The organism is Pseudomonas sp. ZL2 (assembly GCF_054788455.1).
This window is the reverse complement of the sequence record NZ_JBGOGX010000005.1, coordinates 193,525-212,348: the sequence shown is the minus strand read 5'-3', so window position 1 is coordinate 212,348 and position 18,824 is coordinate 193,525. Positions and strand designations below refer to the sequence as shown.

The window sequence follows — 18,824 nt, the reverse complement described above, 5'->3', positions numbered from 1 at the left end:
TTCTGCAGTATGGATCAGCGCTGGGTCTGAGCCTGACCGACAGCCACTTCAGCCTCGGCTTCAGCAACCGGCTTGACCGGCCAGGCTTGCGGGTCCAGGTCGAGGTCGGAAAACTTCGACGCATCGAACACCGGCTGGGCGATACCGGCGCGGCGCTGTTCGTCGTAGTCGCGCATCACGCGCAGGCCGACCTTGAACAGCAGGGCCAGGGCGATCAGGTTGACGAACGCCAGGCAGGTCATGGTGATGTCGGCAAAGGCGAATACGGTTGACAGGTTCTGCACCGAGCCCCAGAGGATCAGCAGCAGCACCAGGCCGCGGTAGCTCAGCAGCACCAGGCGGTTACGAGTGAAGAACTGCAGGCTGGTTTCACCCAGGTAGTAGTTGTAGAGGATGCAGGTGAAGACGAACAACGACAGGGCCACGCTGACGAAGATCCGCCCCCAGTCACCGACCACGGCGGCCAGGGAGTTCTGGGTCAGGGCGATGCCGTCACCTTCGAAGCCTGGGGTATAGAAGCCCGAGAGCAGGATCAGCAGCGCGGTGCAGGTGCAGATCACGAAGGTATCGAGGAACACCGAGAAGGCCTGGACCACGCCCTGGGCCGCCGGGTGGCGTACAGCGGCAACAGCGGCAACGTTCGGCGCACTGCCAAGGCCGGCTTCGTTGGCGAACACGCCACGCTTCACGCCCATGACGATGGCGCTGCCGAGCAGGCCGGCAAAGGCCGGATCAAGGCCGAAAGCGCTTTTGATGATGGTTTCGAGCATGGCCGGCACGTGTTCGATCTGGGTGAAGATCACGTACAGGGTCACACCGATGTAGGCCAGGGTCTTGATCGGTACCAGCAGGTCCGAAACCGAGGCGATACGCTTGATACCACCGATGAACACCAGGCCGAGCAGGGCGGCCAGGGCGATGCCGGTGTACTGCGGTTCGAAGCCGAAAGCGTTCTGCAGCGAGTGGGTCACGGTGTAGGACTGCAGGCCGTTGAAGGTGAAGCCGTAGGTCACCAGCAGCAGGATCGCGAACACCATTGCCATCCAGCGCAGCTTCAAGCCGTGCTGGATGTAGTAGGCCGGGCCGCCACGGTACAGGCCGTTGCCGTCGCTCCGCTTGTAGACCTGGGCCAGGGTGCACTCGAAAAAGCTGCTGGACATGCCCACCAGCGCGGTTACCCACATCCAGAACACCGCCCCCGGGCCGCCGAGGGTCACGGCGATGCCGACACCGGCGATGTTACCGGCACCGACACGGCCGGCCAGGCTCAGCATCAGCGCCTGGAACGAGCTCAGTTGGCCGGCCTGGCCGCGCAGGGATTCCTTGAAGACGCTGAACATGTGGCCGAAATGGCGGAACTGGACGAAACGGGAGCGCAGGGTGAAATAGCTGCCGAGTCCGACGATAAGCACGATGAGGAGTTTCCCCGAGAGGAAATCGTTGAGCGCTTCGAGCATGTAATACCTCGATTCTTATTCTTCGCATGAAAGACGACAGGCCGGCGTCGATGCGCCGTATCCATGGGGGCGCATGGTTGGTCATGACAAGGTTGGTTACAATTTCGCGGGTTGCTCTCAGTTGATGCGACTTGATGCTAAACTGGCGCCTGTCGCATCACCTGGAACGGCTCACATGAGCGAATATCTCGGCACCAATCTCAAGCTTGCCTGCAGCCACTACCGCTCTATCTCGGAAGTTTGCCGGCAGCTGTCGATCAACCGCGCGCAGTTCAACAAGTACCTGAGCGGGCAGAGCCAGCCGACGGCATACAACCTCAAGCGCATCGGCGATTTCTTCGGTGTCGAGGATTACGAGCTGGGTTTGCCGCCGGAGCTGTTCGCCCGCCTGATCGGTGCCCGCAGTGCCGCCAACCCCGCAGTGAGCCAGGACGACCCGCTGGCCGAACTGCTGCGGCCGTTGCGTGAACAGGCCGGCAACCTGTCGCGCTACTGCGGTTATTACTTCGAATACTCCAACTGCATGTCGGTACCGGGCTCGATCCTGCTGTCGCTGGTGCACCTGCGGGAAGAGCGCGGCAGTTTTTTGTTCGAGCGTCAGGAGCGTCAGGAGCGCTCCAGCAGCACCGACGTTCAGGCCGAAGATTGGGTGCGTTGCCGCTACCTGGGCGCGGCGTTCCAGTTGCAGGACCGCTTGTTTTTGCTCGACTACGAATCGCTGACCGTCAACGAGATGAGCCAGACCATCCTGATACCCAGCTTCAAGAGCCGCATTACCCGCCTCAACGGCCTCAAGACCGGGGTTTCCAGCGGCGACCGGCGCACCCCGGCCTGCACCCGGGTGGTGTGGGAATACCTGGGCACCGAGATCAACCGCATCAGCGCCTACCGCCAGGTCAAGCTGTACCGCCCGGACGATCCGCGGATCGACGACGACGTACGCGAACGCCTCAGCGCCGGGCCGATCCGTAACGGCCTGTTCGAGATCGAATAACCGCGCTCAGCCGAGAATGAACTCGGCCACCACCTGCGCCACCTGATCGGCCACGGCCGGCTTGTCGCGCAGGTGCGCGGCGATGCCGTGATCGCAATCGGTCAGTAGCAGGCATTCCAGGTGCGGCGCCGGCACTGCGCGCAGCAGGGCCTGGGTGACTTCTTCGGGGATCGGGCTGTAACGCTGGGCACCGGCCAGCCACAAGGTGCCGGCCGAGGTGCCTTCGCCTTGCCCATAAGCCCTGGAGTTGAGCCCGTCGAACTCGCCGATCACCAGCAGCACCCGGCCTTGGAACTTGCGCAGGAATTCGTAGCTGTCGCAGTCGAGAAACCCGTAGGGCTGGCGGATCGCCTCGGTGAAGGCCGGGCCGAAGGGCGCCTGGTGGGCGGCATCCGGGTAAACCGCCGGGCAGATCAGCACCAGCTTGTCGATGGCCGGTGTTTGCGCGGCCAGTTTCAGCGCGATGGCGCCGCCGAGACTGTGGCCGAGCAGGGTCTGGCAGCGCTCGGCGATATGCCGGTGAAAGCGCTGCGCCTCCTCCAGGTTGGTGGTCAGCGACGGTTGTGGTGCGCCGGGCTCGGCCGCCAGGCTATGGCCTGAGAGGTTGCCGGTCAGCGAGCCGATACCCTGCTGTTGCAGGCGATACAACAGCGGGTTGAGGCGGGTGAAGTCAGAGCGCGCACCACCGATCACGAACAGCGGCGCGGCGCGCTCCTGATCGGGTATCAGCAGCCGCGCCTGTTGCTGGAAGCCGTCGAAGGTTTCGCTGATGAAGCGTTCGGTGCCGGGGGTGGGTTCGTCGTATTGCCAGGTGGAACGTTGGGTCGAGGTTGCTTCCAGATGCATGGACACCGTCTCCAGGAACTGATGATGCCGCCACGTGCCGAGCGGGTTGCCTGTGCCAGATTACTCCGGATCTAGTATAGGTAGATTACGCAGGGGCAAAAACTCGCCCTCGACGCAACGCCGGGCGGGACGGGTGCCCCTGTGTTGGACTTCCCCTGCCGGAAACCGCAAAATGAAGGCTTTCTTCCAATAAACTGATCGGACCTGCTGACTCTATGCGAATGCGCCTGATGCTGTTGGGTGGTGGAAGTGCCCTCGGGCAAGCGCTGATTCGTCTCGGGGCCGAGGAAGATATCGGCTTTCTGGCGCCGCGCCCGCCGGACAGCGGCTGGGATCCAGCGAGCCTGACCCAACTGCTCGACGACACCCGCCCCGATGCGCTGATCAACCTGGCCTACTATTTCGACTGGTTCCAGGCCGAAGCAGTCAGCGAGCAGCGCCTGGCCCAGCAGGAACGCGCAGTCGAGCGCCTGGCCGAGCTGTGTCAGCACCACAACATCATTCTCGTCCAGCCGTCCAGCTACCGGGTCTTCGATGGCTCGCGGGCCACGGCCTACAGCGAAAAGGATGAGCCAGTGCCGCTGGGCCTGCGTGGCCAGGCCTTGTGGCGCATCGAGCAGAGCGTACGCGCCACCTGCCCGCAACATGTACTGCTGCGCTTTGGCTGGGTGCTCGACGAGAGCATCGACGGTGTGCTCGGGCGCTTCCTGACCCGCGCCGAGCAACCCCAGGAGCTGCTGTTGGCCGATGACCGGCGTGGCAACCCGACCCCGGTGGACGACGCCGCGCGGGTGATCCTTTCGGTACTCAAGCAGCTCGATTGCGCCGCGCCGCTGTGGGGCACCTATCACTACGCCGGCAACGAGGCGACCACGCCGCTGGCGCTGGGGCAGGCTATCCTCACAGAAGCGGCCCAGTTGCATAAGCTGGCGGTACAGGCACCGACCGCGCAGGCCCACGCCGCGCGCCCGGACGCCAGCGAAGAACCGCAGCATGCGGTACTGGCCTGCAAGAAAATTCTCCACACCTTTGGTATCAAACCCCGCGCCTGGCGCGCCGGTTTGCCGCCCTTACTGGATCGCTTCTATCGTCATGGCTGATGCCCCTATTCTGATCACCGGTGGCGCTGGCTTCATCGGTTCCCACCTGAGCGATGCGCTGCTGGCCAAAGGTTATGCCGTGCGTATCCTCGATGACCTGTCGACCGGCAAACCAGGCAACCTCCAAGTAGATAACCCGCGTCTGGAACTGGTCGAAGGCGACGTCGCCGACGCCGAGCTGGTCAAACGCGTGGCTGCCGGTTGTCAGGCAGTGGTGCACCTGGCCGCCGTGGCCTCGGTGCAGGCCTCGGTGGATGACCCGGTGAAAACCCACCAGAGCAACTTCATCGGCACCCTGAATGTCTGCGAGGCCATGCGCCTGAACGGCATCAAGCGCGTGTTGTTTGCCTCCAGCGCTGCGGTTTATGGCAATAACGGCGAAGGCCAGTCGATCGAGGAAGATACGCCCAAGGCGCCGTTGACGCCTTACGCGGTAGACAAGCTGGCCAGCGAGCAATACCTGGACTTCTACCGCCGTCAGCATGGCCTGGAACCGGTAGTGTTTCGCTTCTTCAACATCTTCGGCCCGCGCCAGGATCCGTCCTCGCCGTATTCCGGGGTCATCAGCATTTTCTGCGAGCGCGCCCTGAACGGGACGCCGATCACCCTGTTTGGCGATGGCGAGCAGACTCGCGACTTTCTCTATGTCGGCGATCTGGTGACGGTGATGGTCCAGGCACTGGAGATGGCGGAAGTCGAAGAGGGCGCGGTGAATATCGGCCTGAATCAGGCCACTTCGCTGAACCAGTTGCTGGCCGCGCTGAAATCGGTGGTTGGCGATTTGCCGGCGATCAGTCATGGGCCAGCGCGCTCGGGTGATATCCGCCATTCGCGGGCGAACAATCAGCGTTTGCTGAGCCGTTTTGACTTCCCTGAGCCGACGCCACTGGCCGATGGGCTGGCGCGTCTTTTAGGGCGCTGAAATGCATCGCGGGGCAAGCCCGCTCCTACAAGTGCTGTAGGAGCGGGCTTGCCCCGCGATTTGTGTTTAAACGACGCTTAGAACTTGTAGCCTACACCCACCATGTAGACCCATGGATCGACATCCACGTCGACCTTGGTCTTGCCGACGCCCAGGGCGCTCGGGCCGTCGATGGTGGCCTTGGTGTCGATGTCGACGTACCAGACCGCGGCGTTGACCAGGAAGTTGTCGTTGATCATGTAGTCCATGCCCAACTGACCGGCCAGGCCGACCGAATCTTTCAACTTCATGTTGCTGAAGCCTTGAGCTTTGCGGTTGCTGCTCAGGTCTTCGTCAAAGAACATGGTGTAGTTCAGGCCGATACCAGCGTAAGGCTGGAACTTCGACGAAGCTTCCATCGGGTAGTACTGCAGCGACAGGGTCGGTGGCAGTTGCTTGATGTCGCCCAGCTTGCCATCCAGGCCCGCGCCCAGACCCTTGACGCCAACGGTGTGCTGGAACGGGGTGGCGGCCAGCAGCTCGAGGCCGATGTGGTCGGTCAGCATGTAGGCGAAAGCCAGACCCAGTTGGGTGTCGCTGTCCAGGGTTGCCTTGGTGCCGGACATCTTGGTGCCGTCGAGCTTGATGTCGCCGCTGTTCTCGTTGGGAGCGGTAGTGATCGCACCGGCACGCAGGATGAAGTCGCCAGCCTGGTGGGCGTGGGCAACAGGGGCTGCAAGCGCCAGAGCAACGAGCGAGGCGCCAAGCAAGGACTTGTTCATGGAAGCTCCCAAAGGACGTTTAGAATTTAATGAGTCCAATGGTAAGGAGCTGACGGACGGCGACTTTTGACTCAGCTCAATGAAATCGTCAAAGCCCTGCAGGCGGCCATTTATTCTAGCTCGTATGCGTAGATTTTCTCGGCTTCCATCTGATATCCGGCATCGGCCAGTTCACTGCTGGTGGCTTTGACCTGCATCTGGCCTTCGATCCAGTAAGGCTGGTAGAGGTCTTCGACCTTCACGCCAATCTCGCTGAAGATGTGAACGATCTGGTTCGACGGCGGTGGCGGCACATGAATGCAGGCGCCGTAGTAAGGCACCAGCAGGAACTCGGTGGTGCGGCCTTCCTCGCTGACTTCCAGTGGCACGATATAGCCGGGCAGTTTCACCTGCTGGCCATCCAGGGCCTTGACCACCGGGGCATTGGGTGCGGTTTGCCGCGCTGCTGGCGCCGCTTCCGCGGCCAGGGCATCACTCAATTGCGAGAGGTCGTGCAACGGCGCCAGCTGCGGCTGGATCACCGGCGCCCCGGCCGGGATCAGTTGCTGCCATTCCAGGGTGCGGGGTTCGGCCGCCCACAAGGGCGAGGCGATCAACAGCAGTAACAGCAGCAGGGCGCGGGTCATCGAGGTGCTCACAGGTGAATGGACAGGCCGTCGGCCAGCGACTGGCGATAGGCGCGCCAGGCCGGCACGCTGCCCATCAGCAGGGCAGCGCCAAGAATGATGCCCAGCAAGGTCCACTCATGGGCGCTGGGCCAGGCCAGCGGCAGCAACAGGCCGTAGTTGGCTTGCACGTAGCCCTGAGCCAGGGCGATGCCGCCGTATAACAAGGCCAGCCCGGCGCCGATACCGGCTACCGCCAAGGCCAGGGCTTCGAGCACCAGCAGCCCGGCAATGTGCCAGGGGCGCGCGCCTACCGAGCGCAGGATGGCCATTTCCCGGCGCCGTTCATTGAGGCTGGTGAGGATCGCGGTGAGCATGCCGATCAGGCCGGTCAGTACCACAAACAACGAGACCACGAACAGTGCCTGCTCAGCCGTGCCCATCAGGCTCCAGAGCTCTTGCAGGGCTACACCGGGGAGGATCGCCAGCAGCGGTTCGCCGCGGTACTCGTTGATTTCCCGTTGCAGGCTGAAGGTTGCCACCTTGTTGTTCAGGCCGAGCATGAACGCGGTGATGGCTACGGGCTCGAGGTCCATGTTGCGCGCCTGCTCGGCGCTGATGCGCCCAGCGCCGCGGGCTGGCATGCCGTTGTGCCAGTCGATGTGGATGGCTTCCATCCCGCCCAGGCTGATGTGTAAAGTACGGTCGACGGGAGTGCCGGTGCGTTGCAGCACGCCGACCACGGTGAAGGGTTTGTCATCGTGCTTGACCAGGCTGATGGCTGCCACGCCATGAGCCAGCACCAGTTTGTCGCCAAGCTTGTAGTGCAGGGCGTCGGCCACTTCGGCGCCAAGCACCACCTCGAACGGATCACTGGCAAAGGCCCGTCCCTCGGCCAGTTGCAGGTGCTGCTTGCGGCCGTACTGGTAGTGCTCGAAATAGCGTGCGTCGGTGCCCATTACCCGGTAGCCGCGATGCGAATCGCCCAGGGAGATGGGGATGGCCCATTTCACCCGTTTGTCGCTGGCGTAGTGTTCGAAGCTCTCCCAACGAATGTTGTTGGTGGCGTTGCCGATGCGAAACACCGAGTACAGCAGCAGGTTCACCGAGCCTGAGCGGGCGCCGACGATCAGGTCGGTGCCGCTGATGGTGCTGGCGAAGCTGGCGCGGGCTTCGGTGCGCACCCGCTCGACCGCCAGCAGCAGGCACACCGAGAGTGCAATGGCGAAGGCGGTCAAAAAAGCAGTAAAGCGGCGGTTGGCCAGGCTGGCCAAGGCAAGGCGGAGCAGGTACATCAGGCCTCCAGGTCATTGGCCGGCTGGGCCGCACGGTTGAGTTCGGCAAGGGACAGCTGACGGTCGAACAACGGCGCCAGGCTCTGGTCGTGGCTGACAAACAGCAGGCTGGAACCGGCGGCACGGCACTCGGCGAACAACAGGCGAATGAAGGCTTCACGGGTGTCGGCATCGAGGGCGGACGTCGGCTCGTCGGCGATCACCAGTTCCGGCTGGCCGATCAAGGCCCGGGCGGCCGCGACACGCTGCTGCTGGCCGATCGACAGGCTGTCGGCGCGGCGGGCGAGCAGCGCCGGGTCTTTCAAACCCAGGTGAGCAAGCAGGCTGGCGGCGGCCTGGTCGATGCTGCCGTGGCGCTCGGCGGCGCGTTGCGCGCGGCTGCGCGAGAAGCGGCAGGGCAGTTCGACGTTCTCCCGTACCGAGAGGAACGGCAGCAGGTTGAACTGCTGGAAGATGTAACCGGTGTGGTCGACCCGAAAGCGGTCGCGGGCGGCCAGCTTCAGTTCGCTCAAGTCCTGGCCGAGCAGGCGGATGCTGCCGCGATCGGGTTTTTGCACGCCGCCGAGCAGGCCGAGCAGGGTGGTCTTGCCGCTGCCGCTGGGGCCTTTGAGAAACAGCGATTCGCCGGCTTCCAGGCGCAGGGCGGGAATATCCAGCAGGGGGGCTTGGCCCGGCCAGGCAAAGCCCAGGTCGGTCAGTTCAATCAGTGCCTGGCTCATAAATGAACGCCCGGGTTACCCCGGGCGTTTCGCTGCAAAAGGGCTATCAGAAGTTGATCGTGGCCTTGGCCGGGGTCGCTTCGACACCTTGTTGGCCGTTGGGCCCGATCAGTTGTAGCGCAATTTTCTGGGTGGCGGGGAAGGCCTTGAACAATGGGCTCAGGTCGAGGCTCTTGAGCTCGCCGGGCTTGTCACAGGCCAGCTGGTAATGGGCATGGATTTCACTGTGTGCGTGGCCTTCGTGCTCGTCGCCATCGTCATCGACTGCCGGCTTGTCGCCGAACAGCGGGCTTTCCAGCTCCTGATCACTCTCGCTGCAGTTGGCCGCTTTAGCCAGGCCGAACAGGGCCAATGGTTTTTCCAATTGTGTGCGTACGGCAGCGACCTTGGCCTTGTCGGCGGCGCTGGTGGCCGGGTGTTCGAAGCCGACCAGGTTCATCGCCGGGCTGTCCAGTTCCAGCTCCAGGGTCTTGTCGTCCAGCACTACATTGAGGCGGGCAACGCCGTGCTCATGGGCGGCGAGGCTGCCATGAGCGTGGTCATGATCGTGATCGTGGTCGTCGTGGGCATGAGCGACGGCCAGGGGCAACAAGGCAAACGGCAAGGCAAGCAACAGACGACGCATGGGCGGACTCCGCAGAGGCACTGGATGGATTTGGTAATGTTATAACAACTTGTTCGGGCCGCGCCAGTGTGCTTGGCGATGAGGCGTTGGCGTGGGAGCATGGGCCCATTGATTGCGCACAAGGACAAACCCATGCGAATTCGCGGACACATCGGCGACTGGCCGGTAGACCTGACCCTGGAACTGGACCCGGCGGAATGGGCACAACTGGGCGGTCAGCTGGTTGCTGTGGCGCCAGCGCCGGCGGTGGCTGCCGCTCCCGTGGCAGCGGTGCGACCGGATGATGCGCTATGGCAGGCCGCGCGCGAGGTGCTGCGCAAGGCCGGGCAGCTCAACGGGCCGGAGTTGCTCGAGCATCTGGAAGGGCTGGCGGGGAGTACGGCGGCCGGCAAGCGCTTGTTGGTTCGCTTGCGCCATAGTGCCGAGGTGAAGGTGGAAAGCGGGGCGGATGCGCCGGTTTATCACTGGGTGGGGTGATGAGGGTATCGCGGGGCAAGCCCGCTCCTACAAGATCAGCAGGAGCGGGTTTGCCCCGCGATCAATTCAATACAAGGCAGCAAACAACTTGCGACGATAGGTGCCGACCAGCGGATGGTCATTCCCCAGCAGGTCAAATACCTGCAGCAAGGTCTTGTGCGCCACCCCGCCATCGTAGCCGCGATTGCGCTTGAACAGCTTCAGCAAGCCTTCCAGCGCCGCCTCGTACTGCAGGCGCGACAGTTGCTGTATGCACAGCTGATACGCCGCTTCATCATCTTCGCCATTCTGCGCCAGGCGCGCTTTCAGGTCGGCGACTTCCGGCAGGCTGGCGGCCAGGCCCAGGAAGGTCAGTTGCGCCTTGGCGCCGGCGAGGGCGGCCTTGTGCTCATCGCTCTTGACCGCGTCGAGCACGGTCTGGGCTTCACCCAGCTCGCCCCGCTCAGCCAGGCAACGGGCATAGAGGATCAGCGCACCGGCATTGCTGTTGTCTTCCGTGAGCAGTGCCTTGAGGGTGCTCTCGGCTTCGCTGAAGCGCCCTTCGGCGAACAGTGCCTGGGCCAGTTCCAGCGGGTCGGCGGCAGCGGGTGGCGGCAGTTTTACGTGGGGTTCGAGCAGGGTGCGAATCGCCGACTCCGGCTGGGCACCGGCAAAGCCGTCCACGGGCTGACCATCCTTGAACAGCACCACGGTCGGCAGGCTGCGGATGCCGAAGCGGGCAACGATGTCCTGCTCGATATCGCAGTTGACCTTGGCCAACAGCAGTTCGCCCTGGTAACTCTCGGTGATCTGCGCCAGCAGCGGCATCAGCGCCTTGCACGGCGCGCACCACTCGGCCCAGAAATCGACCAGCACCGGTTTGTGGAAAGAGTTCTGGATCACCGACTGATCGAAGTCGGTGGCCGTGGCGTCGAATATGTACGGGGTAGCAGGGTTCATCGCGACTCTCGAAAATCCGTGAATGGCATCACTATAAAGGCTGGCGGCTGGCGTGGTACAGGCTGACCCGGCGGAATTCGTGGGGCTCGGCCAGGTCCGGCAAGGTCAGGGCATCCAGCACACCCAGGGACCGGTACAGCGGATGGCTGAAATCCCGTACCCGTGAATCGGCCACCAGGGCCTGCTGGCCTCGGCTGAGGAATTCATCCAGCAGCGGCAGGTTGGCGCGGTCGTAGAGCACATCGGCGACCAGGATCAAGTCGAAACGGTCGGCCTCCTGGAAGAAATCGCTGGAATAGCTCAGTTCCACCTCGTTGAGTTCGGCGTTGGCCCGGCAGGCGTGCAGCGCTAGTGGATCAAGATCGCAGGCGACGACTTCAAGCGCCCCGGCCTTGGCCGCGGCAATACCGGCAATGCCGGACCCTGCGCCAAAATCGAGCACGCGCTTGCCTTCGACCCAGTGCCGGTGCTCGTCCAGATACCGTGCCATGGCCAGGCCGCTGGCCCAGCAGAAGCTCCAGTACGGCGGTTCGTGGAGGATGCGCCGGGTTTCTTCGGAGCTGAAGGCGCGGTCCATGTTCTGCGCATCGATCAGCCACAACCTGAGCGCGCACTCGGGCAGATCGCTGACCACCAGTTGCGCGTCACCCAGCAGTTCGCTCAAGGCCTGTTGCAGCGGAGCGGGCGCCATCATGGCGCCTTTTCGAAGCGCAGCGGGCCGGTAGCCTGGGTTTGTGCCTGGGCGATACGCAGGGGCGGCAGGTGCAGGATCAGTTGCCCGGATTTGCTCGCGCGGCCGCGCAGCTCGACCCGCGCACCGGCCGGAAAGGCTTCGGGGTTGAAGCGCAGGCGAAACGGCAGGTCCAGGCCATTGCCGCTGAACGTGCTGCTGGCCAGCAGGCCTTGCGGACGGCCACGTTCATCGATCACCAGCAAGGCCAGTTCGACTTCGGCACCGACCGGGATGTTGAGCAAAGTGCCGCTCAACTCGCGCTGATAGGCCGGCAGCGGGCCGAGTTCTTTGGCCGGTTTGCTGGCTACAGGGGCTTTCGGGGCCGGCGCAGGCTGGGGTTTATCGCTGCTGCAAGCGGCCAGCAGGGCGGCGAAACTGAGCACGACAAGCGCTCTTGATGGCATGGGGAATTCCTTCGCGGCATATTTCCTCACTGGATGGTAACCCCTTTGGCTTGTCTTGCCAGTGGGATGCGCTACCATGGCCCTCCCTTTTTTTGTTGCCTGCCACCATGCACTGTCCCTTCTGCGGTGCCAACGACACCAAGGTCATCGACTCGCGACTGGTTGCCGAGGGCGAGCAAGTGCGCCGTCGGCGCGAATGCGTTGCCTGCGGTGAGCGCTTCACCACCTTCGAAACCGCCGAACTGGTTCTGCCCCGGCTGATCAAGCAGGACGGCAGCCGCCAGCCCTTCGACGAAGAAAAACTGCGCGCCGGTATGCAGCGCGCCCTGGAAAAACGTCCGGTCAGCGTCGAGCGCCTGGAAGCGGCGCTGGCGCACATCAAGCACAAGCTGCGGGCCACCGGCGAGCGCGAGATCAAGTCGCTGGTGGTTGGCGAGCTGGTCATGGCCGAGCTGCAGAAGCTCGATGAAGTCGCCTATATCCGCTTTGCCTCCGTGTACCGGCGCTTCCAGGACCTCAACGAGTTCCGTGAAGAAATCGACCGCCTGGCCCGTGTGCCGGCTAAAGAGTGAGCATGTCCAGCGAACGCGCGGTGCTTGATGCGCACTACATGGCCCGGGCCATCGAGTTGGCCCGCAAGGGCTTGTACTCCACCCACCCGAACCCGCGCGTCGGCTGCGTGATCGTCCGTGATGGCCAGGTCGTCGGTGAAGGCTGGCACGTGCGTGCCGGCGAGCCCCATGCCGAAGTACATGCCTTGCGCCAGGCCGGTGAGCTGGCCCGCGGCGCCTGTGCCTACGTCACCCTTGAGCCGTGCAGCCACCACGGGCGCACGCCGCCCTGTGCCGAGGCGCTGGTCAAGGCCGGCGTGGCGCGGGTGGTAGCGGCCATGCAGGACCCTAATCCGCAAGTCGCCGGCCAAGGCCTCAAGCGCCTGGCCGACGCTGGCATAGAAGTCGCCAGCGGTGTGCTTGAAGCTGAAGCCCGCGCCCTGAACCCGGGTTTTCTCAAGCGCATGGAACACGGCCTGCCGTTCGTGCGGGCCAAGCTGGCGATGAGCCTGGACGGCCGCACGGCCATGGCCAGCGGCGAGAGCCAGTGGATCACCGGCCCGGCGGCGCGCTCGGCGGTGCAGCGTTTGCGTGCACGATCCAGCGTGGTGCTGACCAGCGCCGAAAGCGTGCTGGCCGATAACGCGCGGATGACCGTGCGCGGCGAAGAACTTGGCCTGGACCCTGAAACCACCGCGCTGGCCCTGGCCCGTCCACCTTTGCGGGTGTTGATCGACGGCCGTTTGCGTTTGCCGCTCGATGCAGCGTTCTTTCAAGCGGGGCCGGCCCTGGTGGTAACCGCCGCTGAAGTCGACCCGCGTTATGTTGAAGCCGGGCATGAGTTGTTACACCTGCCGGGCAGCGATGGCCGCGTCGATTTGCCCGCACTGATGCTCGAGCTGGCGGCCCGTGGCATCAACGAAGTGCTGGTCGAAGCCGGCGCCGGCTTGGTCGGTGCCTTTGCCCGGCAGGGCCTGATCGATGAGTATCAGATTTTTGTCGCCGGGCGCATTCTCGGCTCCAATGCCCGGCCATTGCTCGACTGGCCACTGGAAAAAATGAGCCAGGCGCCCCATTTGCAGATCACCGAAATGCGCGCAATAGGCGATGACTGGCGAGTCACTGCGGTACCGAAGCCGGCGCCCGGCGTATAATTTGCGGCTAGCGCCACGCGCAGCCCTGTTCTCGAGGAGGACTCCATGTTCACCGGCATCATCGAATCGATTGGCAGCATCCGTTCCCTGACCCCCAAAGGCGGTGATGTGCGGGTGTATGTCGAAACCGGCAAGCTCGACCTGGGCGACGTCAAACTGGGCGACAGCATCGCCGTCAACGGCGTGTGCCTGACTGCGGTCGAACTGCCTGGCGATGGCTTCTGGGCCGACGTCAGCCGCGAAACCCTCGACTGCACCGCCTTCAACGAGCTCAAAAGCGGCAGCCGGGTCAACCTGGAAAAGGCCCTGACACCGACCACCCGCCTGGGCGGTCACCTGGTCAGCGGCCACGTCGACGGCGTCGGCGAAGTGGTCTCGCGCAGCGATAACGCCCGCGCCATCCAGTTCCGCATCCGTGCGCCGAAAGAACTGGCCAAATACATTGCCCACAAGGGCTCGATCACCGTCGACGGCACCAGCCTGACGGTGAACGTCGTCGATGGCGCCGAGTTCGAGCTGACCATCGTCCCGCACACCCTGGCCGAAACCATCATGGCCGACTACCGTCCAGGTCGTCGGGTGAACCTTGAGGTCGACCTGCTGGCACGTTACCTGGAGCGTCTGCTGCTGGGTGACAAGGCCGCCGAGCCGAGCAAAGGCAGCGGCATCACCGAAAGTTTCCTGGCCGCCAACGGCTACCTGAAATCCTGATTTGAAAGGGGGTGCCACGTGGCGCTCAACAGCATCGAAGAACTGGTCGAAGACATCCGCCAGGGCAAAATGGTCATCCTCATGGACGACGAAGACCGCGAGAACGAAGGCGACCTGATCATGGCCGCCGAGTGCTGCAAGGCCGAACACATCAACTTCATGGCCAAGCACGCCCGGGGCCTGATCTGCATGCCGATGTCGCGCGAGCGCTGCGAAACGCTCAAGCTGCCGCTGATGGCGCCACGTAATGGCTCGGGCTTCGGTACCAAGTTCACCGTGTCGATCGAAGCCGCCACCGGAGTCACCACCGGCATCTCCGCCGCCGACCGCGCGCGCACCGTGCAGGCTGCCGCTGCCCGTGATGCCAAGGCTGAAGACATCGTCAGCCCCGGTCACATCTTCCCGTTGATGGCCCAGCCGGGTGGTACCCTGGCCCGTGCCGGCCACACCGAAGCTGCCTGCGACCTGGCGCGCATGGCCGGTTTCGAGCCGAGCGGGGTGATCTGCGAGGTGATGAACGATGACGGCACCATGTCCCGTCGTGCCGAGCTGGAAACCTTCGCCGCCGAACACAACATCAAGATCGGCACCATCGCCGACCTGATCCACTACCGGATGATCCACGAACGTACCGTTCAGCGGGTTTCCGAGCAGCCGCTGGACAGCGAGCTGGGCCATTTCAACCTGGTCACCTACCGTGACTCGGTCGAGGGCGACGTGCACATGGCCCTGACCCTGGGCAACATCTGCGCCGAAGAACCGACCCTGGTACGGGTGCACAACATGGACCCGCTGCGCGACCTGCTGATGGTCAAGCAACCGGGCCGCTGGAGCCTGCGCGCGGCCATGAGCGCCGTTGCAGACGCTGGCAGCGGTGTGGTGCTGCTGCTCGGTCACCCGCTCGATGGCGACGTGCTGCTGGCGCACATTCGCGAAAGCGCCGACGCTGCCCCGCAGGCGAAAACCCCGACCACCTACAGCACCGTCGGTGCCGGTTCGCAGATCCTGCGCGACCTCGGCGTGCGCAAAATGCGCCTGATGAGTTCGCCAATGAAGTTCAATGCGATATCCGGATTCGATCTGGAAGTTGTAGAATACGTGCCCTCCGAATAAAGCAGGCGGTTTGTCGCGCTGCCATTCGTGTCCCAAACCCCCACAGGCCGCCCGTTTGCGGCCTGGCTCTTTAAGATGAGAACTCCGGAATGACCCTGAAGACCATCGAAGGTACCTTCATCGCCCCCAAAGGTCGCTATGCTTTGGTGGTTGGCCGCTTCAACAGCTTCGTTGTCGAAAGCCTGGTGAGCGGTGCCGTTGACGCCCTGGTTCGCCACGGTGTGAACGAAAGCGACATCACCATCATCCGTGCCCCGGGTGCCTTCGAAATCCCGCTGGTAGCACAGAAAGTCGCCCAGCAAAGCGAATATGCCGCGATCATCGCCCTGGGCGCCGTGATCCGTGGCGGTACCCCGCATTTCGAGTACGTAGCGGGCGAATGCACCAAGGGCCTGGCCCAGGTGTCCATGGAGTTCGGCGTGCCGGTCTCCTTCGGTGTCCTGACCGTCGACTCGATCGAACAGGCCATTGAGCGTTCCGGCACCAAGGCCGGCAACAAGGGCGCCGAAGCTGCCCTGTCCGCTCTGGAAATGGTCAGCCTGCTGGCGCAGTTGGAGGCCAAGTGATTAGCGACGAAAGCGATCGTTTCAACCCGCGCGATCCAAAACCTGCGGATGCTGGCAAGCCATCGAAAAGCGCCAAGCGTCGCGAAGCCCGTCAGCTCGCGACTCAGGCCCTGTACCAATGGCACATGGCCAAGCAGTCGCTGAACGAGATCGAAGCGCAGTTCCGGGTCGATAACGATTTCACCGATGTCGACGGTGCCTACTTCCGCGAAATCCTTCACGGGGTTCCGGTGAAAAAGGCCGAAATCGACGAAGCACTGAAGCCGTGCCTGGACCTGGCCCTTGAAGAGCTCGATCCAGTTGAACTGGCAGTGCTGCGCCTGTCCACCTGGGAGTTCATGATGCGCGTTGACGTCCCGTACCGCGTCGTGATCAACGAAGGTGTGGAACTGGCCAAAGTGTTTGGCGCCACCGACGGCCACAAATTCGTCAATGGCGTGCTCGACAAGCTGGCTCCACGCCTGCGTGAAGCCGAAGTCAAGGCGTTCAAGCGCTGATTGCGGCGCTATGTGCCAATGGGTGAGTTCGAGCTGATTCGTCATTACTTCGCCGCCGCGTCCTGTGCGCAAGGTGGTGAAGGCGTGGCGCTGGGCATTGGCGATGATTGCGCCTTGCTCAGCGTGCCACCGGGCGAACAGCTGGCGATCTCCACCGATACGCTGGTGGCCGGGGTGCATTTCCCGGCTGTCTGCGACCCTTTTCTGCTCGGTCAGCGTTCGCTGGCCGTCGCTGCCAGTGACCTGGCGGCCATGGGCGCCACGCCCATCGGCTTTACCCTTGCCCTGACCCTGCCGGAGGTTCGCGCCGACTGGCTGCAAGCCTATGCCCGCGGTTTGAACCAGATGGCCGAAAGTTGCCAGCTGAGCCTGATTGGCGGTGATACCACCCGTGGCCCGCTGAGCCTGACCATGACCGTGTTCGGCCGTGTGCCGGGCGGCCTGGCCCTGACCCGCAGCGGTGCGCGAGCCGGTGATCTGCTCTGTGTCGGTGGCGAGCTGGGCAATGCCGCCGGTGCCTTGCCGCTGGTGCTGGGCGAACGCGTGGCCGATGCTGCCCAGGCCGAGCTCCTGCTTGCCCATTACTGGTCGCCGCAGCCGCAACTGGCGTTGGGCCAGGCGTTGCGCGGCAAGGCTACGGCGGCGCTGGACATCTCCGACGGCCTGCTCGCCGATTGTGGGCATATCGCCAAGGCGTCGGATGTGGCATTGCAGGTCGAGCTTGAGCGGTTACCGTTGTCGGCGGCACTGCAGGCTGTTCTCGGCCACGACGGCGCGCAACAGGCGGCACTGGCCGGGGGCGATGATTACGTCCTGGCCTTCACCCTGCCCGAAGCCGAGCTTGCGTCCCTGCTGGCGGCCGGCTGGCCGATCCATGTGGTCGGGCGGGTCGGTGCCGGGAGCGGCGTGCGCCTGCTCGATGGCGGCGGCCAGGACATCACCCCGCAAACCCGGGGCTATCAACATTTTAAGGAGACACCGTGACCGATCACCCCAAACAGGTGCCAGCGGAGTTCGTTCCGCCGTCGGTCTGGCGCAATCCCTGGCATTTTCTGGCTTTCGGCTTCGGCTCCGGGACTTTGCCCAAGGCGCCGGGAACCTGGGGCTCGCTGGTGGCTCTACCTTTTATCCCGTTGTGGCAGATGCTCCCCGACTGGGGCTACTGGCTGATGCTCGGCCTGACCATGCTGTTCGGCTTCTGGCTGTGCGGCAAGGTCGCCGATGACCTGAAAGTCCACGACCATGAGGGGATCGTCTGGGACGAAATGGTCGGTATGTGGATCACCCTGTGGCTGGTGCCAGAAGGCTGGTTGTGGCTGCTGGCGGGCTTCTTGATGTTCCGCTTTTTCGACATCCTCAAGCCCTGGCCGATCCGCTGGGTTGACCGTCACGTACATGGCGGGGTCGGGATCATGCTCGACGATGTGCTGGCGGGGGTGTTTGCCTGGCTGGGCATGCAGGTTCTGGTATGGAGCTTTACCTAAGGGAGCGGGGTGATGACGGGATGGCGGCTGTTGCTGTTGTTGCTGGTTCTGGCGGCAAATGTGGTAAAGGCGGCTGATGCGCCCTTGGCGACGCCCGGCCAGGTCCGTCTGGTCAGTGAGGAATGGCTCGATTACACCAACGCCGATGGCAGCGGCCTGGCCTGGGACGTGCTGCGCAAGGTGTTCGAGCCGGCCGGCGTCAAGGTCCGTACCCTGAGTGCGCCGTACAGCCGTGCGGTCGGCCTGGTCAAGCGTGGTGAGGCGGATGCCTGGGTCGGCTCCTATCACGAAGAGAACGCCGACAACCTCTACCCGCGCTGGTACTTCGACATGGACCATATCTATGCCCTGGGCCTGGCCAGCCGTCCTGTGCCCACCCAGCAGACCCTTGGCCAATATCGCCTGGCCTGGGTGCGCGGTTATGACTACAAGAACTACCTGCCCAACGTCGGCCATTTTCGCGAGATCCAGCGCCGCGAGGGGATTTTGCCGATGCTTGAGCACGATCGCGTCGACTTCTACATCGATGCCCTGACCGAAGTCGACTATGTCCTCGAACAGGCGCCCAAGCCCGAGCTGTTCCGCCGCAGCCACCTGGCCGAACTGCCGCTGTACATCGCCTTTGGCCGCACTGCCGAGGGCAAAGCGTTGCGCGCCCTGTTCGATCAACGCATGGACAAGCTGGTGGCCAGTGGCGAGTTGCGGGCGATCTTCGAGCACTGGCAACAGCCGTATCCGTTCGGCGGCGAGGGCAAGAACCGTTAGGCAATATCGAACCTCTCGATCTGTTTGCCCAATAATTCAGCCTAAGCAGCGGCGCTGCGCTGCTGATACAATCGCCCCACGTCAATTTTCAAGTTACTGATCAGGA

At 63.6% G+C, this 18,824-nt stretch carries 23 protein-coding genes; 13 read left to right on the top strand and 10 right to left on the bottom strand.

Going from position 1 to position 18,824, the window contains the following annotated elements:
* Window positions 1-14: 14 nt before the first annotated feature.
* Window positions 15-1,457, bottom strand: coding sequence for an alanine/glycine:cation symporter family protein (locus ABM562_RS08650; protein WP_115085087.1), 1,443 nt, complete (start codon window positions 1,455-1,457; stop codon window positions 15-17).
* 175 nt (window positions 1,458-1,632) lie between these two features.
* On the opposite strand from ABM562_RS08650, the gene ABM562_RS08645 reads away from it, so the two are divergent.
* Entirely contained in the window at window positions 1,633-2,451 is an 819-nt protein-coding gene (locus ABM562_RS08645) for a helix-turn-helix domain-containing protein (protein WP_460421432.1), read from the top strand.
* Between the two features lie 6 nt (window positions 2,452-2,457).
* Here ABM562_RS08645 and ABM562_RS08640 read toward each other — a convergent pair whose 3' ends face one another.
* Window positions 2,458-3,297: an alpha/beta hydrolase gene (locus tag ABM562_RS08640; protein ID WP_115085089.1), complete on the bottom strand. Its 840-nt coding sequence runs from the start codon at window positions 3,295-3,297 to the stop codon at window positions 2,458-2,460.
* Between the two features lie 215 nt (window positions 3,298-3,512).
* Here ABM562_RS08640 and ABM562_RS08635 point away from each other — a divergent pair, with 215 nt between their 5' ends.
* Together ABM562_RS08635 and ABM562_RS08630 are read left to right on the top strand one after the other, a co-directional pair.
* Window positions 3,513-4,397: a sugar nucleotide-binding protein gene (locus tag ABM562_RS08635; protein WP_045199991.1), complete on the top strand. Its 885-nt coding sequence runs from the start codon at window positions 3,513-3,515 to the stop codon at window positions 4,395-4,397.
* On the top strand, window positions 4,390-5,319 hold the full coding sequence (locus ABM562_RS08630; protein ID WP_115085090.1) for an NAD-dependent epimerase/dehydratase family protein: 930 nt from the start codon (window positions 4,390-4,392) through the stop codon (window positions 5,317-5,319). The genes ABM562_RS08635 and ABM562_RS08630 overlap by 8 nt, the downstream gene beginning before the upstream one ends.
* A gap of 77 nt (window positions 5,320-5,396) precedes the next feature.
* On the opposite strand, the gene ABM562_RS08625 is transcribed toward ABM562_RS08630, so the two are convergent.
* From ABM562_RS08625 to ABM562_RS08605, 5 genes are all read right to left on the bottom strand, one after another.
* Window positions 5,397-6,080 (bottom strand): OmpW/AlkL family protein, encoded by a 684-nt coding sequence (locus tag ABM562_RS08625; RefSeq protein ID WP_115085091.1) that lies wholly within the window; start codon window positions 6,078-6,080, stop codon window positions 5,397-5,399.
* Between the two features lie 110 nt (window positions 6,081-6,190).
* Window positions 6,191-6,706, bottom strand: coding sequence for a DUF3299 domain-containing protein (locus ABM562_RS08620; protein ID WP_115085092.1), 516 nt, complete (start codon window positions 6,704-6,706; stop codon window positions 6,191-6,193).
* An 8-nt stretch (window positions 6,707-6,714) separates the two neighbouring features.
* Window positions 6,715-7,980 carry an ABC transporter permease gene (locus ABM562_RS08615; RefSeq protein WP_115085093.1) on the bottom strand — a complete coding sequence of 422 codons (1,266 nt, stop codon included), beginning with the start codon at window positions 7,978-7,980 and terminating at the stop codon, window positions 6,715-6,717.
* On the bottom strand, window positions 7,980-8,699 hold the full coding sequence (locus ABM562_RS08610; RefSeq protein WP_115085094.1) for an ABC transporter ATP-binding protein: 720 nt from the start codon (window positions 8,697-8,699) through the stop codon (window positions 7,980-7,982). The genes ABM562_RS08615 and ABM562_RS08610 overlap by 1 nt, the downstream gene beginning before the upstream one ends.
* A gap of 46 nt (window positions 8,700-8,745) precedes the next feature.
* Window positions 8,746-9,324 (bottom strand): DUF2796 domain-containing protein, encoded by a 579-nt coding sequence (locus tag ABM562_RS08605; RefSeq protein ID WP_460421428.1) that lies wholly within the window; start codon window positions 9,322-9,324, stop codon window positions 8,746-8,748.
* A 132-nt stretch (window positions 9,325-9,456) separates the two neighbouring features.
* On the opposite strand from ABM562_RS08605, the gene ABM562_RS08600 reads away from it, so the two are divergent.
* Window positions 9,457-9,801, top strand: coding sequence for a hypothetical protein (locus tag ABM562_RS08600; protein WP_460421426.1), 345 nt, complete (start codon window positions 9,457-9,459; stop codon window positions 9,799-9,801).
* A gap of 66 nt (window positions 9,802-9,867) precedes the next feature.
* Here ABM562_RS08600 and trxA read toward each other — a convergent pair whose 3' ends face one another.
* Genes trxA through ABM562_RS08585 form a run of 3 tightly spaced genes read right to left on the bottom strand, consistent with a single transcriptional unit; the run spans window position 9,868 to window position 11,877 of the window.
* Entirely contained in the window at window positions 9,868-10,740 is an 873-nt protein-coding gene (trxA, locus tag ABM562_RS08595) for a thioredoxin (protein WP_460421424.1), read from the bottom strand.
* Window positions 10,741-10,771: 31 nt separating this feature from the next.
* Window positions 10,772-11,431, bottom strand: coding sequence for a class I SAM-dependent methyltransferase (locus ABM562_RS08590; protein WP_115085098.1), 660 nt, complete (start codon window positions 11,429-11,431; stop codon window positions 10,772-10,774).
* Complete coding sequence (locus tag ABM562_RS08585; protein ID WP_115085099.1) at window positions 11,431-11,877, bottom strand: hypothetical protein; 447 nt, start codon at window positions 11,875-11,877, stop codon at window positions 11,431-11,433. The genes ABM562_RS08590 and ABM562_RS08585 overlap by 1 nt, the downstream gene beginning before the upstream one ends.
* Window positions 11,878-11,984: 107 nt before the next feature.
* Here ABM562_RS08585 and nrdR point away from each other — a divergent pair, with 107 nt between their 5' ends.
* The 9 genes from nrdR (at window position 11,985) to ABM562_RS08540 (ending at window position 18,718) form a co-directional block, all read left to right on the top strand.
* Window positions 11,985-12,449 carry a transcriptional regulator NrdR gene (nrdR, locus tag ABM562_RS08580; protein ID WP_010222838.1) on the top strand — a complete coding sequence of 155 codons (465 nt, stop codon included), beginning with the start codon at window positions 11,985-11,987 and terminating at the stop codon, window positions 12,447-12,449.
* Window positions 12,450-12,451: 2 nt separating this feature from the next.
* On the top strand, window positions 12,452-13,582 hold the full coding sequence (ribD, locus tag ABM562_RS08575) for a bifunctional diaminohydroxyphosphoribosylaminopyrimidine deaminase/5-amino-6-(5-phosphoribosylamino)uracil reductase RibD (RefSeq protein ID WP_115085101.1): 1,131 nt from the start codon (window positions 12,452-12,454) through the stop codon (window positions 13,580-13,582).
* A 45-nt stretch (window positions 13,583-13,627) separates the two neighbouring features.
* Window positions 13,628-14,293: a riboflavin synthase gene (locus ABM562_RS08570; protein ID WP_010222840.1), complete on the top strand. Its 666-nt coding sequence runs from the start codon at window positions 13,628-13,630 to the stop codon at window positions 14,291-14,293.
* A gap of 18 nt (window positions 14,294-14,311) precedes the next feature.
* The gene (ribBA, locus tag ABM562_RS08565) at window positions 14,312-15,406 is read left to right on the top strand and encodes a bifunctional 3,4-dihydroxy-2-butanone-4-phosphate synthase/GTP cyclohydrolase II (RefSeq protein ID WP_115085102.1); all 1,095 of its coding nucleotides are present in this window, start codon (window positions 14,312-14,314) and stop codon (window positions 15,404-15,406) included.
* Between the two features lie 89 nt (window positions 15,407-15,495).
* Entirely contained in the window at window positions 15,496-15,972 is a 477-nt protein-coding gene (gene ribH / locus ABM562_RS08560; RefSeq protein WP_010222842.1) for a 6,7-dimethyl-8-ribityllumazine synthase, read from the top strand.
* Window positions 15,969-16,469 (top strand): transcription antitermination factor NusB, encoded by a 501-nt coding sequence (gene nusB, locus ABM562_RS08555; protein ID WP_115085103.1) that lies wholly within the window; start codon window positions 15,969-15,971, stop codon window positions 16,467-16,469. The genes ribH and nusB overlap by 4 nt, the downstream gene beginning before the upstream one ends.
* Before the next feature lie 18 nt (window positions 16,470-16,487).
* Window positions 16,488-17,453 carry a thiamine-phosphate kinase gene (thiL, locus tag ABM562_RS08550; RefSeq protein ID WP_460421420.1) on the top strand — a complete coding sequence of 322 codons (966 nt, stop codon included), beginning with the start codon at window positions 16,488-16,490 and terminating at the stop codon, window positions 17,451-17,453.
* Window positions 17,450-17,953: a phosphatidylglycerophosphatase A family protein gene (locus ABM562_RS08545; protein ID WP_115085105.1), complete on the top strand. Its 504-nt coding sequence runs from the start codon at window positions 17,450-17,452 to the stop codon at window positions 17,951-17,953. Before thiL ends, ABM562_RS08545 begins: the two co-directional genes overlap by 4 nt.
* A gap of 12 nt (window positions 17,954-17,965) precedes the next feature.
* Window positions 17,966-18,718 (top strand): substrate-binding periplasmic protein, encoded by a 753-nt coding sequence (locus tag ABM562_RS08540; RefSeq protein WP_134061298.1) that lies wholly within the window; start codon window positions 17,966-17,968, stop codon window positions 18,716-18,718.
* The last annotated feature ends 106 nt before the right edge of the window (window positions 18,719-18,824 follow it).

Coding starts and splice junctions, on each gene's coding strand:
- trxA (WP_460421424.1), bottom strand. CDS start 10,740: ATGAACCCTGCTACCCCGTACATATTCGACGCCACGGCCACCGACTTC.
- ABM562_RS08630 (WP_115085090.1), top strand. CDS start 4,390: ATGGCTGATGCCCCTATTCTGATCACCGGTGGCGCTGGCTTCATCGGT.
- ribD (WP_115085101.1), top strand. CDS start 12,452: ATGTCCAGCGAACGCGCGGTGCTTGATGCGCACTACATGGCCCGGGCC.
- ABM562_RS08640 (WP_115085089.1), bottom strand. CDS start 3,297: ATGCATCTGGAAGCAACCTCGACCCAACGTTCCACCTGGCAATACGAC.
- ABM562_RS08600 (WP_460421426.1), top strand. CDS start 9,457: ATGCGAATTCGCGGACACATCGGCGACTGGCCGGTAGACCTGACCCTG.
- ABM562_RS08615 (WP_115085093.1), bottom strand. CDS start 7,980: ATGTACCTGCTCCGCCTTGCCTTGGCCAGCCTGGCCAACCGCCGCTTT.
- nrdR (WP_010222838.1), top strand. CDS start 11,985: ATGCACTGTCCCTTCTGCGGTGCCAACGACACCAAGGTCATCGACTCG.
- ABM562_RS08625 (WP_115085091.1), bottom strand. CDS start 6,080: ATGAACAAGTCCTTGCTTGGCGCCTCGCTCGTTGCTCTGGCGCTTGCA.
- ABM562_RS08570 (WP_010222840.1), top strand. CDS start 13,628: ATGTTCACCGGCATCATCGAATCGATTGGCAGCATCCGTTCCCTGACC.
- thiL (WP_460421420.1), top strand. CDS start 16,488: ATGGGTGAGTTCGAGCTGATTCGTCATTACTTCGCCGCCGCGTCCTGT.
- ABM562_RS08645 (WP_460421432.1), top strand. CDS start 1,633: ATGAGCGAATATCTCGGCACCAATCTCAAGCTTGCCTGCAGCCACTAC.
- ABM562_RS08610 (WP_115085094.1), bottom strand. CDS start 8,699: ATGAGCCAGGCACTGATTGAACTGACCGACCTGGGCTTTGCCTGGCCG.
- ribH (WP_010222842.1), top strand. CDS start 15,496: ATGACCCTGAAGACCATCGAAGGTACCTTCATCGCCCCCAAAGGTCGC.
- ABM562_RS08635 (WP_045199991.1), top strand. CDS start 3,513: ATGCGAATGCGCCTGATGCTGTTGGGTGGTGGAAGTGCCCTCGGGCAA.
- ABM562_RS08650 (WP_115085087.1), bottom strand. CDS start 1,457: ATGCTCGAAGCGCTCAACGATTTCCTCTCGGGGAAACTCCTCATCGTG.
- ABM562_RS08585 (WP_115085099.1), bottom strand. CDS start 11,877: ATGCCATCAAGAGCGCTTGTCGTGCTCAGTTTCGCCGCCCTGCTGGCC.
- ABM562_RS08620 (WP_115085092.1), bottom strand. CDS start 6,706: ATGACCCGCGCCCTGCTGCTGTTACTGCTGTTGATCGCCTCGCCCTTG.
- ABM562_RS08605 (WP_460421428.1), bottom strand. CDS start 9,324: ATGCGTCGTCTGTTGCTTGCCTTGCCGTTTGCCTTGTTGCCCCTGGCC.
- ABM562_RS08590 (WP_115085098.1), bottom strand. CDS start 11,431: ATGGCGCCCGCTCCGCTGCAACAGGCCTTGAGCGAACTGCTGGGTGAC.
- ABM562_RS08540 (WP_134061298.1), top strand. CDS start 17,966: ATGACGGGATGGCGGCTGTTGCTGTTGTTGCTGGTTCTGGCGGCAAAT.